Annotated in this window: 14 protein-coding genes; 10 read left to right on the top strand and 4 right to left on the bottom strand. The window is 71.8% G+C overall.

Features of this window, described 5'->3' with window-relative positions:
* Positions 1 to 40 precede the first annotated feature (40 nt).
* The 3 genes from rsgA to QQM72_RS00305 all read right to left on the bottom strand — a co-directional run bounded on the left by rsgA (position 41) and on the right by QQM72_RS00305 (position 3245).
* Entirely contained in the window at positions 41 to 1051 is a 1011-nt protein-coding gene (gene rsgA / locus QQM72_RS00295) for a ribosome small subunit-dependent GTPase A (RefSeq protein ID WP_020130784.1), read from the bottom strand.
* 11 nt (positions 1052 to 1062) lie between these two features.
* Positions 1063 to 2403: a 3-phosphoshikimate 1-carboxyvinyltransferase gene (aroA, locus tag QQM72_RS00300; RefSeq protein WP_314218764.1), complete on the bottom strand. Its 1341-nt coding sequence runs from the start codon at positions 2401 to 2403 to the stop codon at positions 1063 to 1065.
* Between the two features lie 119 nt (positions 2404 to 2522).
* Positions 2523 to 3245 (bottom strand): M50 family metallopeptidase, encoded by a 723-nt coding sequence (locus tag QQM72_RS00305; protein WP_267018505.1) that lies wholly within the window; start codon positions 3243 to 3245, stop codon positions 2523 to 2525.
* A 50-nt stretch (positions 3246 to 3295) separates the two neighbouring features.
* On the opposite strand from QQM72_RS00305, the gene QQM72_RS00310 reads away from it, so the two are divergent.
* The 10 genes from QQM72_RS00310 (at position 3296) to QQM72_RS00355 (ending at position 13375) form a co-directional block, all read left to right on the top strand.
* On the top strand, positions 3296 to 4111 hold the full coding sequence (locus tag QQM72_RS00310; protein WP_314218765.1) for an SOS response-associated peptidase: 816 nt from the start codon (positions 3296 to 3298) through the stop codon (positions 4109 to 4111).
* A gap of 1 nt (position 4112) precedes the next feature.
* Entirely contained in the window at positions 4113 to 4760 is a 648-nt protein-coding gene (locus tag QQM72_RS00315) for an alpha/beta hydrolase family protein (RefSeq protein ID WP_314218766.1), read from the top strand.
* A gap of 99 nt (positions 4761 to 4859) precedes the next feature.
* Positions 4860 to 5720: a sigma-70 family RNA polymerase sigma factor gene (locus tag QQM72_RS00320; RefSeq protein ID WP_399075413.1), complete on the top strand. Its 861-nt coding sequence runs from the start codon at positions 4860 to 4862 to the stop codon at positions 5718 to 5720.
* Positions 5717 to 6019, top strand: a complete 303-nt coding sequence (rsrA, locus tag QQM72_RS00325; RefSeq protein WP_314218767.1) for a mycothiol system anti-sigma-R factor — start codon at positions 5717 to 5719, stop codon at positions 6017 to 6019. The genes QQM72_RS00320 and rsrA overlap by 4 nt, the downstream gene beginning before the upstream one ends.
* A 206-nt stretch (positions 6020 to 6225) precedes the next feature.
* On the top strand, positions 6226 to 7533 hold the full coding sequence (locus QQM72_RS00330) for an HD-GYP domain-containing protein (RefSeq protein ID WP_314218768.1): 1308 nt from the start codon (positions 6226 to 6228) through the stop codon (positions 7531 to 7533).
* Positions 7530 to 8768 (top strand): HD-GYP domain-containing protein, encoded by a 1239-nt coding sequence (locus tag QQM72_RS00335; RefSeq protein ID WP_314218769.1) that lies wholly within the window; start codon positions 7530 to 7532, stop codon positions 8766 to 8768. The genes QQM72_RS00330 and QQM72_RS00335 overlap by 4 nt, the downstream gene beginning before the upstream one ends.
* Positions 8769 to 8873: 105 nt before the next feature.
* Positions 8874 to 9854 carry a tetratricopeptide repeat protein gene (locus QQM72_RS00340; RefSeq protein ID WP_310433396.1) on the top strand — a complete coding sequence of 327 codons (981 nt, stop codon included), beginning with the start codon at positions 8874 to 8876 and terminating at the stop codon, positions 9852 to 9854.
* Positions 9855 to 9977: 123 nt separating this feature from the next.
* Complete coding sequence (gene def / locus QQM72_RS00345) at positions 9978 to 10628, top strand: peptide deformylase (protein WP_020130774.1); 651 nt, start codon at positions 9978 to 9980, stop codon at positions 10626 to 10628.
* A 282-nt stretch (positions 10629 to 10910) separates the two neighbouring features.
* Positions 10911 to 12008, top strand: a complete 1098-nt coding sequence (cyc1, locus tag QQM72_RS00350; RefSeq protein ID WP_314218770.1) for an epi-isozizaene synthase — start codon at positions 10911 to 10913, stop codon at positions 12006 to 12008.
* A complete protein-coding gene (locus QQM72_RS00355) occupies positions 12005 to 13375 on the top strand; it encodes a bifunctional albaflavenone monooxygenase/terpene synthase (protein WP_314218771.1) in 1371 nt (456 codons plus the stop codon). The genes cyc1 and QQM72_RS00355 overlap by 4 nt, the downstream gene beginning before the upstream one ends.
* A gap of 10 nt (positions 13376 to 13385) precedes the next feature.
* Here QQM72_RS00355 and QQM72_RS00360 read toward each other — a convergent pair whose 3' ends face one another.
* A complete protein-coding gene (locus QQM72_RS00360; RefSeq protein WP_314218772.1) occupies positions 13386 to 14354 on the bottom strand; it encodes a helix-turn-helix domain-containing protein in 969 nt (322 codons plus the stop codon).
* Between the last annotated feature and the right edge of the window lie 65 nt (positions 14355 to 14419).

Below are 14419 nucleotides of genomic sequence, written 5' to 3' on the forward strand. Positions count from 1 at the left end.
GGTGGATCAGCCGGTGGTCAGCCGGTGGTCGGTCGGTGGATCAGTCGCCCTCGGTGCGCTCCCGGGTGGCAAGCAGCCGGCGCAGGGAGTACAGCCGCGCCGGATCGGCATGGCCCTCGGCCACCCACGCGTCCAGCGCGCAGTCCTTCTCGTCGTGGCTGCACGCGCGCGGGCAGCCCTCCGTGCCCGGCACCAGGTCGGGGAAGGCGAGGACCACCCGGGACGGGTCGACGTGGTGCAGGCCGAAGGACCGCACGCCCGGCGTGTCGATCACCCAGTCGTCCGTGCCCGCCAGGGGCAGGGCCAGCGCCGAGGTCGTGGTGTGCCGGCCGCGGCCGGTCACCGCGTTCACATGGCCGGTCACCCGTCGCCGCTCCTCCGGGACCAGCGCGTTGACCAGGGTCGTCTTCCCGACGCCCGAATGACCGACGAACGCCGTGATCCGCCCGGCCAGGAACGCCCGCACCCGGTCCGCCGCGTCGCCGTTCTCCAGCTCGTCGCGGCTGGTGACGACGTACGGGATGTCGAGATGGCCGTACAGCTCCAGCAGCTTGTCCGGCGAGGCCAGGTCCGACTTCGTCATGACCAGCAGGGGGGTGAGGCCGGCGTCGAAGGCCGCCACCAGGCAGCGGTCGATCAGACGCGGGCGGGGCTCGGGGTCGGCGAGGGCGGTGACCACGGCGAGCTGGTCGGCGTTGGCCACGACGACGCGCTCGTAGGGGTCGTCGTCGTCCGCGGTGCGGCGCAGTGCCGAGGTGCGCTTCTCGATGCGGACGATACGGGCGAGGGTGTCCTTCTTGCCGGACAGGTCGCCCACGATCGCGACCCGGTCGCCCACGATCGCGGCCTTGCGGCCCAGTTCGCGGGCCTTCATCGCCATCACGATCCGGTCGTCGACCAGACAGGTCAGCCGGCCCCGGTCGACGGTGAGGACCATGCCCTCGGCGGCGTCCTCGTGCTTGGGACGGATGTGGGTGCGCGGCCGGTTGCCCTTGCGGTTCGGGCGGCTGCGGATGTCGTCCTCGTCGGTGTTCTTGCTGTAGCGGCGCATCGCGAAAGTCCCTATACCCCGAGCATCCCGGTCCACAGTTCGGGGAAGTCCGGCAGGGTCTTCGCCGTCGTCGCCACGTTCTCGATCTGCACGCCCTCCACGGCCAGGCCGATGATCGCGCCGGCCGTCGCCATGCGGTGGTCGTCGTAGGTGCGGAAGATCCCGCCGTGCAGCCGGCGCGGGCGGATGTGCAGACCGTCGGCGGTCTCCGTCACATCGCCGCCGAGCTCGTTGATCTCCTTCGTCAGCGCGGCCAGCCGGTCCGTCTCGTGCAGGCGCAGGTGGGACACGCCCCGCAGGGTGGACGGGGAGTCCGCGAGGGCGGCGACCGCCGCGATGCCCGGGGTCAGCTCGCCCACGTCACCCAGATCGACGTCGATGCCGTGGATCGAGCCCGAGCCGGTGAAGACCAGACCGTAGTCGGCCAGTTCGCAGGAACCGCCCATCTCGGTGAAGATCTCGCGCAGCCGGTCACCCGGCTGGGTGGTGCGGGCCGGCCAGTCCGGGATCAGCACCCGGCCGCCCGTCACCAGCGCCGCCGCCAGGAACGGCTGGGCGTTGGACAGGTCCGGCTCGATCGTCAGGTCCCGCCCCAGCAGGGCGCCCGGGGTGACCCGCCAGACGTTCGGCTCGCCGCCCGACTCCGGGGTGTCCACCTGCGCGCCGACCGCGCGCAGCATGTCGACCGTCATCCGGATGTGCGGTACGGAGGGCAGCGTGGAGCCGGTGTGGCGGACCTCCACGCCCTGGTTGAAGCGGGGGGCCGACAGGAGCAGGGCCGACACGAACTGGGACGAGGACGAGGCGTCGATCTCCACCGTCCCGCCGTCCAGCGCGCCCCCGCCGTGCACGGTCAGCGGCAGCGCGCCGCGGCCGTCGTCGTCGATCCGGGCACCGAGGACCCGCAGTGCGTCGACGACGCCGTTCAGGGGACGCTCGTACGAGCGCGGGTCGCCGTCGAAGCGGACGGGGCCGTCGGCGAGGGCGGCGACCGGCGGCAGGAAGCGCATCACCGTGCCCGCGTTGCCGACGTCGACCGTGGCGGGTCCGCGCAGCCCCGCGGGGAGGATCCGCCAGGCCTCGCCGGCGCCGTCGGGGCTCCCCGCGCCGGAGGAGCTCGACGACACGGTCTCCTCGATGCCGACGCCCATCTCGCGCAGGGCGCCCGCCATCAGCAGGGTGTCGCGGGAGCGCAGGGGGCGGCGCAGCCAGCCGGGCTCGGAGGCGAGGGAGGCGAGGACCAGGGCACGGTTGGTGACGGACTTGGACCCCGGCACATGGACCGTCGCGGCGACGGCCTCGCTCGCGTGCGGGGCGGGCCAGAGGGCGGTGTGTGCGGGGTTCGGGGCCATGCGCTCCACTTTAGTGGTCGGCCGTGCATCGGGTGCCGCGCCGCCGGGGCCGGTCGCGCCCCGCGGCGGAGCCGCCGGTGTCACAGCCCGCACCCCTGTGACGCCCGCTCCGGGCTGCCTCACAGCCCCAGCAGCCACCTGCCCCCGCCCAGCAGGGCGCACAGGCTCACCGCGTGGAACAGGAACAGCCACAGGCCCGCCGGTACGTGGGTCAGCCGGGACAGCTGGTCCGCGTCCGAGTCGCCCGCGCCGCCCCGTGAGCGCTTCGCCTGGAGCTCGAAGGCCGGGCGGACTCCGCCCAGCAGCAGGAACCACACCACCGCGTACGCGAAGGCCGCCTGCACCTGCGGTCCCGCCAGCCAGGACACCAGCAGGAAGGTGCCGCCGGTGAGGACCACCGTGAGGGCGCCGTACGCGTTGCGGATCATCACCAGCATCACGACGAGCAGGGCCGTGGCCACCCACAGCAGCAGGGTGATGCGGCCGGCCCCGAGGAGGGCGGCGCCGCCCAGGCCGAGCAGCGGGGGAGCGGTGTAGCCGGCCGCCGCGGTGAGGATCATGCCGAGGCCGTGCGGCTTGCCCCGGCTGAGGGTCAGGCCGCTGGTGTCGGAGTGCAACCGGATCCCGGTCAGCTGGCGGCCGGTCAGCAGCGCGACCAGGCCGTGACCACCCTCGTGGGCGATCGTGATGGCGTTGCGCGATATCCGCCACAGGGTGTGCGGCACGACGACCGCGAGGGCGGCGACCGCGGTGGCCACCACCACCCAAAGGTCGGGGTCGGTCTGGGTGCCGACGAGGCGGTCCCACAGGTCGGGCAGCGCGAGGGCGGCGGTGCTCTCCATGTTTTCTGGTGGCTCCCTTTCGGCTCACGGAGTCTGGCAGTGTGGCACGTATGTGCGGACGGTATGCAGCGAGTCGCAGGCCCGAGGATCTCGCAGGAATCTTTGAGGTCGAGAAGTGGGAGCCCGAGGAGGCCCTGGAGCCCGACTACAACGTGGCGCCGACCAAGGAGGTCTACGCCGTCCTCGACCGTCCGTTGAAGGACGCCGACGACAGGCAGCCGGTTCGGCAGCTGCGGAAGCTGAAGTGGGGGCTGGTCCCCTCCTGGGCGAAGACCCCCGAGGGCGGCGCGCGGATGATCAACGCGCGCGCCGAGACCGTCCACGAGAAGCCCTCCTACCGCCGCGCCTTCGCCACCCGGCGCTGCGTCCTGCCCGCCGACGGCTACTACGAGTGGGTCACCGGCGGCCAGGAGCGGGACCTGGAGGTCGAGGGGAAGAAGAAGCGGCCCCGCAAGCAGCCCTACTTCGTGCTCCCGGCCGACGGCACGGTCTTCGCGATGGCCGGCCTGTACGAGTTCTGGCGGGACCGGACCCTGCCCGACGACCATCCGCGGGCCTGGTGGGTGACGTGCTCGGTGATCACGACCGAGGCGGAGACCTCCCCGCTCGCCGTGGCCCCCGCCGACGGCCCGCACGCCCTCGCCGACATCCACCCCCGGATGCCGCTGATGCTGACCCCGGACCGCTGGGACGCCTGGCTCGACCCGGCGCGGACGGACGTCGACGACCTCCGCTCACTCCTCGAACCCCCGCCGGCCGGCCTGATGCGCGCCTACCCGGTGTCCACGGCCGTCAGCAACGTCCGCAACAACGGCCCGGAGCTGCTGAAGGAGCTGGAGGGGCCCGAGGAGGGCACACTCTTCTGACGTGAGCAGCGAAACAGTGGTGAGCACCGAAACGGTGGAGACCGAGGCGGGTACCGCCCGCATCACCTGGCACCGCGCCGACAAGCCGCGGCTCGTCCTCGCCGTCAGCCATGGCGCCGGCGGGGGTGTCGAGGCCCGGGACCTCCGGGCGCTCGCCGCCGTGCTGCCCGGACGCGGGGTGAGCGTCGCCCTCGTCGAGCAGCCCTGGCGGGTGGCGGGCAGGAAGGTCGCGCCCGCGCCGAAGACCCTCGACGTCGGCTGGCGCGGGATCTGGCCGGCCGTCGTCGCGGCCGGGCTGCCGGTGATCTCGGGCGGCCGGTCGGCCGGCGCGCGGGTGGCCTGCCGCACGGCCGGCGAGCTCGGTGCGCACGCCGTGCTCGCGCTGAGCTTTCCGCTCCACCCGCCGGGCAGACCCGAGAAGTCCCGCGCCGACGAACTGCTCGGGGCGGGGGTGCCGACCCTCGTGGTCCAGGGCGGCAACGACCCCTTCGGCAGGCCGGACGAGTTCCCCGCGGGCGGGTACGACCTCGTGGAGGTGCCGTACGGCGATCACGGGTTCGCGGTGCCCAAGCGGGCCGGGGTCACGCAGGAGGAGACGCTGGAGGTCGTCACGGCGGGAGTCGTAGGGTGGGTCGCGTCACTGGGGTGAGGTGACGGGTGGGGAATGCGGAGGGGCCGGGCGCTGTTGTGGCGGACAGGAAGTGCTGAACAACCGGCACCGATGTCAGTGGGAGAGGAAGTCCGCCGCATGGGTTCGACCATCTGCCCGAGCCGCAGCAGCCGCACGGATCTGGACTGGACGGTGCTGCACGCGGCCAGGACCGCTCCTATTGGAGCGGCGGCAGGCGCGGGTAGTCGTCTATCCTCCGATTCGAGTGGGATCGGTTTCGGTCCTACCCGCGATCTTGAGGAGGTGGGTCCGGTCACCGGTACCGACGCAGGGACCGACAACGGCCAGGCGGAGCTGCCCGAGGGCCAGGGCGTGAGCCAGGAGACGGGCGCGGAGTCCACCGCCGAGCGCAGCGCGCGCTTCGAGCGGGACGCGCTCGAGTTCCTCGACCAGATGTACTCGGCCGCGCTGCGCATGACGCGCAACCCGGCGGACGCCGAGGACCTGGTGCAGGAGACGTACGCGAAGGCGTACGCGTCCTTCCACCAGTTCCGTGAGGGCACCAACCTCAAGGCCTGGCTGTACCGGATCCTCACCAACACCTTCATCAACTCGTACCGCAAGAAGCAGCGTGAACCCCAGCGCAGCGCGGCCGAGGAGATCGAGGACTGGCAGCTGGCGCGTGCCGAGTCGCACATGTCCACGGGTCTGCGCTCCGCGGAGTCGCAGGCGCTGGACCACCTGCCCGACTCGGACGTGAAGGCGGCGCTTCAGGCCATCCCCGAGGAGTTCCGGATCGCCGTGTATCTCGCGGACGTAGAGGGCTTTGCGTACAAGGAGATCGCGGACATCATGGGGACACCCATCGGTACGGTGATGTCCCGGCTGCACCGGGGCCGCCGTCAACTGCGCGGCATGCTCGAGGACTACGCCCGTGAGCGCGGGCTGGTCCCGGCCGGTGCCGGAGAGTCGAACGAAGCGAAAGGTTCGGGCTCATGAGCTGCGGAGATCCGCACGAGACGGACTGCGGTGAGGTCCTCGACCACCTGTACGAGTACCTCGACAGCGAGATGCCTCCTCTGGACCGGGACAAGTTCCAGCACCACTTCGAGGAGTGCTCCCCCTGCCTGGAGAAGTACGGGCTGGAGGAGGCGGTCAAGAAGCTGGTCAAGAGGTGCTGCGGGCGTGACGACGTGCCGACCGACCTGCGCGCCAAGGTGATGGGCCGGATCGACCTGATCCGCTCCGGCCAGGCCGTCCCCGAGCACGACGTCACGGCGACGGCCCAGGAGAGCTGAGCCGCTTCCGGAAGGCCCGTCTCCCGAAGGTCCGCTCAACCGAAGTCGCGCTTCCCTGAAGCCCGCTTCCGGGAAAGCGGGTTCCGGAAAGCGCTGCCGTCCGCTGACGTCACTCGAATGTGCTAATCCGCGGGTGATACGCCCGCGGACCACCCCCGGCCGTCCTAGGCTCCTGAGCCCGGACAGGTACGGCTGGGGGAGGCGTCATGGAAGGGATTCCGGCGCGGGCGCGCGGATACGCCGCCTGTGTCGCCCTCGGCGCCCTGCTCTGCGCGCTCCCCGCGCTGCCCGTTGCGCGTACCCCCTGGTGGGCGGTCGCCCTGCTCGCCGCCCTGTACGCCGGCGGCGAGCGGATCGCCCGGCGCAGGTTCGGCGGCACCCTCCACCCCGTGCTGCTGGCCGGGGCGTTCCTGCTCTCGCCGGCCGCGGCCGCTCTCGTCCCGCTGCCCGGGGCGCTGTTCTCGCACGTGGAGCGGCGCCCCTTTCTGCTGCGCCGGGTCTGGCGGGCCGCCCACGCGTCGCTCGCCGTGTGGGCGGCCGCCCGGGTGCACGCCGCCCTCGGCGGGCGGGAGGCCGTGGCCGGCTCCGACCTGCCGTACGCGCTGGTGCCGGCCGGCGCGGCCGTGCTGGTGTTCTGCGCCGCGCTCGCCCTGCTGGACGGCGGGATGCTCGCGCTCGCCGAGGGGCTGCCGCTGCGGCGGGTCTGCCGGGGGCTGTTCCTGCGCTCCCTGGCGCCGCTGGCGGTGCACGGGCTCGGCGGGCTGATGATGGCCGTGCTGTGGCTCAGCCCGTACGGGCCGGTGGCCGCCCTGCTCGTGCTGTTCCCGATGGCCGTGTCGTGGTGGGTGTTCGCGCAGTACCACCGGGAGCGCGCCGCTCACCAGGCGACCATCCGCGCCCTGGTGCAGGCCGTCGACATCAAGGACGGCTACACGCGCGGCCACAGCGAGCGCGTCGGCCAGGCCTCGGTGCTGATCGGGCGCGAACTGGGCATGGACGAGGGCCGGATCGACATGCTCCGTTTCGCCGGGATCCTGCACGACGTCGGCAAACTCGGCGTCCCCACCCGGCTGTTGCGCAAGGAGGGGCCGCTGACGCCGCAGGAGCGGCGCGTGATCGAACTGCACCCCGAGTACGGACACGAGATCACCCGCGGGATCTCCTTCCTGGGCGAGGCCCGCTCGGCGATCCTCCACCACCACGAACGCCTCGACGGCAACGGCTATCCGTACGGGCTGGTGGGCAGCCAGATCCCGGAGCCGGCCCGGGTGGTCGCCGTCGCGGACGCCTTCGACGCCATGACGTCCACCAGGTCCTACAGCAGGGCCCGGCCGGTGCACGTCGCGCTGGAGGAGCTGCGGCGCTGCGCGGGCGCCCAGTTCGACCCCCGGATGGTCGCGGCGCTGGCGCACGTCATCGCCCGGGACGGCTGGCATCCGGTCGTGACCGCGGAGGAGGACCGGCCGGCCGTGCCCGCGCAGACCTCCGACGACCGGTCAGAGGCGCGCCGATGACCGTCCGCCGCTCGCACGTCGCTCTCCACGCCGCGGCCGCGCTGCTCGTCGCCGTCTCCCTCCTCGGCACCTTCCTGACGGGCGTCGAGGACCGCCCCGTCGCGCTCGCCTTCGGGATCCTCGTCGCCGTCGGGGAGCTGACCCGGCCCCAGAGCGGACCCCGGCCGCGGGAGGCCGCGCCGCTCGGCGCCGCCGGGTCACTGTCGTACGCGCTGGTCGGAGGGCACGCCGGGCACCCCACGCAGCACGGGGTCAGCCAGGTCGTGGCGGTGGTGGTCGCCGCCTCCCTGCTCGGCAGCGTGCCGCAGCTGGCCCGCGGACAGGCCGTCCTCGACCACCTGGTCCGGCGGGTACTGGCCGTCGGGTTCGCCGCCGTCTGCTTCCAGCCCCTCCACAACTGCGGGGTGTTCGACGGCTGGAGCGGGCCCGCCTACGCACTGCTGCTGCTCGCGCTGCTCGTCCTGACCGTGCTGTGCGACGCCGTCGTCGCCGCCGCGCTCGCCCACTCCCGTACCGGCTGGCCGTTCACCCCGCTGCTGCGGGACGAGTTGCGGGCGGTGCCCGGGATCGGCTCGGCGGTCTGCGCGACGGGGGCGGTGATGGCGCTCGCGGTGGCCGTCGTCGGGCTGTGGGCGCTGCCGGTGTTCTCGGTGCCGCTGCTGCTCACCCAGCTGTCCCTGCGCCGGTACGCGGCGGTGCGGGCCACCTACCGGCAGACCATCGCCTCGCTGGCCCGTGCCACGGAGATCGCCGGGTACACCCCGGCCGGGCACGCCCGCCGGGTCGCCGCCCTCAGCCAGGCCGTGGGCCTGGACCTGGGGCTGCCGGAGCCCGAGCTGACCGTCCTGGAGTACGCGGCCCTCATGCACGACATCGGCCAGCTCAGCCTCGTAGACCCGGTCCCGGCCGGCGCCACCGCCGGGCTGCCGGCGGCCCAGCAGCGGCGGATCGCGCTGCTCGGCGGGGCCGTCGTCCGCCAGACCGGGGCGGGCGCACAGGTCGCCACGGTCGTCGAGCGGCAGGCCGACCCCTACCCGGAACAGCCCGTGGCCGCGCGGATAGTCCGGGTGGTGAACGCATACGAGGAGAAGGTCCGGGGCAGCGGTCCCGGTGGGCCCCTCACCGCCCTGGAGGAGCTGCGCCTCGGCACCGGCGGGGAGTACGCGCCCGAGGTGGTGGAGGCCCTGGCCAGGGTGCTTTCGCGGCGTTGTCTGACCTCGCCCGCTGGTGGGTAACCCATGGGTAATGAGCGGCCCTCCGGCCACACGTGGTTGGATGCGAGGGAGAGAGTGTCCGGGGGCACTGGCCAGCCCACAGAACGGAACTGGCAGGCGGGAATCGTGAGGATCTTCGGCAAGGGACGGCACCGGCCCTCCGCCTCCTGGCGGCAGGCCACCGACCGCGCGTTCACGCTGATCGGCGACGGGCGGTACGAGGACGCGGGCGCGCTGCTGACACGTGCCGCGGACCTGGAACCCTGGCTGTCCGAGTCCTGGTTCAACCTCGCCCTGCTGCACAAGTTCCGGCACGACTGGGAGCAGGCCCGCACGGCGGGGCTGCGGGCCGTCGCCCTGCTCGACCGCGAGGCCGGCGCCCCCGACTGGTGGAACGTGGGCATCGCGGCCACCGCCCTCCAGGACTGGCCGCTGGCCCGCCGCGCCTGGCAGGCGTACGGGCTGCGGGTGCCCGGCGACGCCATAGGCGCGGGCGAGCCGGTCGGCATGGAGCTGGGCAGCGCGGCCGTACGGCTGTCGCCCGAGGGCGAGGCCGAGGTGGTGTGGGGCCGGCGGCTGGACCCCGCCCGGATGGAGGTGCTGTCCATCCCGCTGCCCTCGTCCGGGCGGCGCTGGGGCGAGGTCGTGCTGCACGACGGGGTGCCGCACGGCGAGCGGACCACCGCCACGGGCCACTCCTACCCGGTCTTCGACGAGATCGAGCTGTGGGCGCCGTCGCCCGTGCCGACCTGGGTCGTCCTGCTGGAGGCGGCCACCGAGTCCGACCGGGACGCGCTGGAGCAGCTGGCGGCCGACGCGGGCTTCGCGGCGGAGGACTGGTCGTCGTCGGTGCGGCTGCTCTGCCGGATGTGCTCGGAGTCACGGATGCCGTCCGACGAGGGCGACGGTGAGCATCTCGACCCGCACGACCACAGCGAGCCGGGGCATCCGGGTCCGCTCGGGCACCGGACGGACGGGCAGCTGTGGGTGCCGGAGCGGGAGTGCGGCGTGGCCGCCCCGGCCTCGCTCGTCCGGGGGTTGCTGGACGGGTGGGTCGCCGACAGCCCCGATTCCAGGGACTGGCGGGATCTGGAAGAGGTCTGCTGACCGCTTTCGACCGCGTGTTCGTCGTGGCTGGTCGCGCCGTTCCCCGCGCCCTGAGGGGGCGCGCTGCCCGTACCCTGTATCGAGCATTCACCCCCTGTCTGTTTGAGGAAGGCATCGTCGGTCATGGCGCAGCAGGACACCGATCAGCAGCACGCGGGCGTGCTCCCCGTGGACGACGAGGGCTTCGTCATCGACACCGAGGAGGCGGAGGCGCGCGAGCTGGCATGGCGTGAGGCCGGCACCTCGCGGCCGATCACCGTCGTCGGGAACCCGGTGCTGCACAAGGAGTGCAAGGACGTCACCGAGTTCGGCGAGGAGCTGCGGCAGCTGGTCGCGGACATGTTCGCCTCGCAGCACACCGCCGAGGGAGTGGGCCTGGCCGCCAACCAGATCGGCGTCGACCTGAAGGTCTTCGTCTACGACTGCCCCGACGACGAGGGCGCCCGGCACACCGGTGTCGTCTGCAACCCGAAGCTCGTCGAACTGCCGGCCGACCGGCGCCGGCTGGACGACAGCAACGAGGGCTGTCTGTCGGTGCCCACCGCCTACGCGCCGCTGGCCCGTCCCGACTACGCCGAGGTGACCGGGCAGGACGAGCAGGGCAATCCGATCAAGGTGCGCGGCACCGGATACTTCGCTCGGTGTTTGCAGCACGAGACCGACCACCTGTACGGCTACCTCTACATCGACCGTCTGTCCAAGCGTGAACGCAAGGACGCCCTGCGGCAGATGGCCGAGAACGAGCCTCGTTATCCCGTGGTCGCCAACGACTGAGCCCACCCGCACCACCACGCCGCCCGGCCGGGATCCTTCCGGCCGGGCGTCGTTCGTGTGCCCGACAGGCGTTCGATCGCTTACGCACATCTGCCGCACATCTGCTGATCCGTAACCAGTCACCCAGGGGTGAAATCTCGGCATGTTGGGGTGGCGAATGACGCAAATCCGTTCCCAGGACGGTCAGTTGTAGTGCTGAATGGGAAGTGCGGGGATACGCAACGGCGCACGCCCGGCACGGGGGAGGGGTGTGTGCCCACTGGCGGCTGAGAGGGGTTGTCCGTGCCAGCTTTCCCATACAGCACCACATACAGCACCACAGCGACGGTGACCGCGCCCGCGGTCCCTCCCTCGCTCTCTCTTCCGGTCATCGAGGCGGCGTTTCCCCGGCAACTGCATCCATATTGGCCTAAGTTGCAGGAGAAGACGCGCTCCTGGCTGCTGGAAATGCGGTTGATGCCGGCGGACAAGGTCGCAGAATATGCCGACGGACTTTGCTACACCGACCTGATGGCGGGCTTCTACCTCGGCGCACCGGACGAGGTCATGCAGGCCATCGCCGACTACAGCGCGTGGTTCTTCGTCTGGGACGACCGGCACGACCGTGACGTCGTACACGGCCGGACGTCCTCCTGGCGGCGGCTCAGATTCCGCTTGCACGCGGCCCTGGACGCCCCGGCGGAGCATCTGCGCCACCCGGATCCGCTGGTCGCCGGGCTCGCGGACAGCGTGAGCCGGCTCCACTCCTTCCTTCCCGGCACCTGGAACGCCCGGTTCGCCCGGCACTTCCACGCCGTGATCGAGGCGTACGACCGGGAATTCCGCAACCGAATCGAAGGGCGCATTCCCGGAGTCGAGGAATACCTGGCGCTGCGTCGGCTCACCTTCGCGCACTGGATCTGGACCGACCTGCTGGAGCCGACTGCGGGACTCGAACTCCCGGACCCGGTGCGGAAGCACCCCGCATTCCACCGTGCGGCGCTGCTGAGTCAGGAATTCGCCGCCTGGTACAACGACCTCTGCTCGCTTCCCAAGGAGATCGCGGGCGATGAGGTGCATAATCTCGGAATCAGTCTCATCACCCATGAGGGACTGACCCTGGAAGAGGCGGTGGAGGAAGTCAGGCGACGCGTCGAGGAATGCATTTCCGAGTTCCTCGTCGTCGAGAAGGACGTCTTACGGCTCGCCGACCGGCTGGACGACGGGACGGTCCGTGGAAACCGAATCGGCGCCGCCGTGCGGTCCTGCCTCGGCAATATGCGGAACTGGTTCAGTTCCGTCTACTGGTTCCACCACGAGTCCGGCCGATACATGGTCGACAGCTGGGACGACCGGTCCACGCCCCCGTACGTCAACAACGAAGCGGCAGGTGAGAAATGACCGTCGAGTCGGTGAAACCCGCGACCCCCGCGGCGCCCGGACTGCGTGAGCCACCGTTGGCCGGTGGCAGGGTTCCGCTCCTCGGACACGGCTGGAAGCTGGCCCGTGACCCGCTGGCCTTCCTGGCCCAGCTCCGCGACCACGGCGACATCGTCCGCCTCAGGCTCGGCCCCAAGACGGTGTACGCCGTCACCGCGCCGGAGCTCACCGGCGCCCTGGCGCTCAGCCCGGACTACATCATCTCGGGTCCCCTGTGGGAGTCCCTGGAGAGCCTGCTCGGCAAGGAGGGCGTGGCCACGGCCAACGGCCCGCTGCACCGACGCCAGCGGCGCACGATCCAGCCCGCGTTCCGGCTCGACGCCATCCCCGGCTACGGGCCGATCATGGAGGAGGAGGCGTACGCGCTCGTCGAGCGCTGGCGGAACGGCGAGGTCCTCGACGTCACCGCGGAGTCCTTCCGGGTGTCCGTGCGCATCTCCGCCCGCTGTCTGATGCGCGGCAGCTATATGGACGCCCGGTCCGAACGCATCACGTCCGCGCTCGCCACACTGTTCGCCGGTATGTACCAGCGCATGGTGGTGCCCCTCGGGCCGCTTTATCGGGTACCGATTCCGGCCAACCGCGAATTCAACCGGGCGCTGGCCGATCTGCATCGGCTGGTGGACGAGATCATTGCCGAGCGCCGTGCATCCGGTCAAAAACCGGACGATTTGCTGACGGCTTTGCTGGAGGCGAAGGACGAGAATGGCGACCCGATCGGGGAACAGGAGATCCACGACCAGGTCGTCGCGATACTCACCCCGGGCAGCGAAACAGCCGGCTCTGTGGTCATGTCGCTGCTCCACGTCCTCACCGAGCACCCCGACCAGGTGGACAAGATCCGCGAAGAGGTGAAAAGCGTCGTCGGCGACCGGCCGGTCGCATTCGGCGACGTCCGAAAGCTTGAGCACACCGCCAATGTCGTCGTCGAGACCATGCGGCTGTATCCCGCCGTATGGATACTGACCCGGCGCGCGGTCACCGAGACCGAGCTCGGCGGCTACCGCATTCCCGCGGGCGCCGACATCGTCTACAGCCCGTACGCCGTACAGCGCGATCCGCGGTCGTACGAGCGGCACACGGAGTTCGACCCCGACCGCTGGCTGCCCGGCGGCTCCCCGGAGGTGCCGAAGTACGCCATGACGCCGTTCGGCGTCGGCAACCGGAAGTGTCCGAGCGACCACTTCTCGATGGCCGAGCTGACGCTGATCGCCGCGGTGGTGGCGTCCGCGTTCCGCTTCGAGCCGGTGCCGGGCTCCGACAACCGGACGCACATCGGCATCACGCTCCGGCCGCGCCGGCTGCTGCTGCGGGCGGTGTCCGGGTGAGAGCCGCGGCTCAGGCGACGGCCTGCGGGCCGCGGAACGTGCGCCGATAGGCGTTGGGGGACGTCCCCAGCGCCTGCACGAACTGGTGGCGCAGGGCGCCGGCCGTACCGAAGCCGGCGCGCCAGGCGATCGCGTCCACCGTCTCGTCCGTCGCCTCCAGCAGGTGCTGGGCCAGCAGCACCCGCTGCCGCAGCAGCCACCGGTAAGGGGTGGTGCCCGTCTCCTGCTGGAACCGGCGGGCGAAGGTGCGCGGTGACATGTGGGCGCGTTCCGCGAGCTGCTCCACCGTGACCTCCTCGTCGAGGTGCTGCTCCATCCACGCGAGCACCTCGCCGACGGTGTCGCAGCGCGACCGGGGCAGCGGCCGCTCGATGTACTGGGCCTGGCCGCCGTCCCGGTGCGGCGGCACCACCATCCGCCGGGCGATCCGGTTGGCGACCTCGGGTCCCTGCTCCTTGCGGACCAGGTGCAGACAGGCGTCGATACCGGCGGCCGTGCCGGCCGAGGTGATGACCGGGTCCTCGTCGACGTACAGCACGTCCGGCTCGACCGCCGTCCTGGGGTAGCGGCGGGCCAGTACGTCCGCGTGCCGCCAGTGCGCGGCGCAGCGCCGGCCGTCGAGCAGCCCCGCGGCGCCCAGCACGAACACCCCGGAGCAGACGCTGAGCACGCGGGCGCCCCGGTCCACGGCCCGGCGCAGCGCGTCGAGCAGCTCGGGCGGATACGCGCGGTCGATGTTCGCGTCCGCGGCCGGTACGGCGATCAGGTCGGCCTCGTCCAGCCGGTCGAGACCGTACGGCGTGGACATGGTGAGCCCGCCGACGTGGGTGCCCAGGACCGGGCCTTCCGCCGACACCACCGCGAAGTCGTACACCGGCAGCCCTTCGTCGCTCCGGTCGAGGCCGAACACCTCGCAGACGACGCCGAGTTCAAAGGGATGCACACCGTCGACCAGGACGGCGGCCACGTTTTCCAGCATGCTGCCAGTGTGCACCCGAAGTGGCAGGAATTTGAAGGTGTGCGGCAGTCCTGCCACTCACGGTC

It is taken from the genome of Streptomyces zaehneri, from assembly GCF_032248645.1.
In the GTDB taxonomy this organism is placed as follows: Bacteria; Actinomycetota; Actinomycetes; order Streptomycetales; family Streptomycetaceae; genus Streptomyces; species Streptomyces coriariae.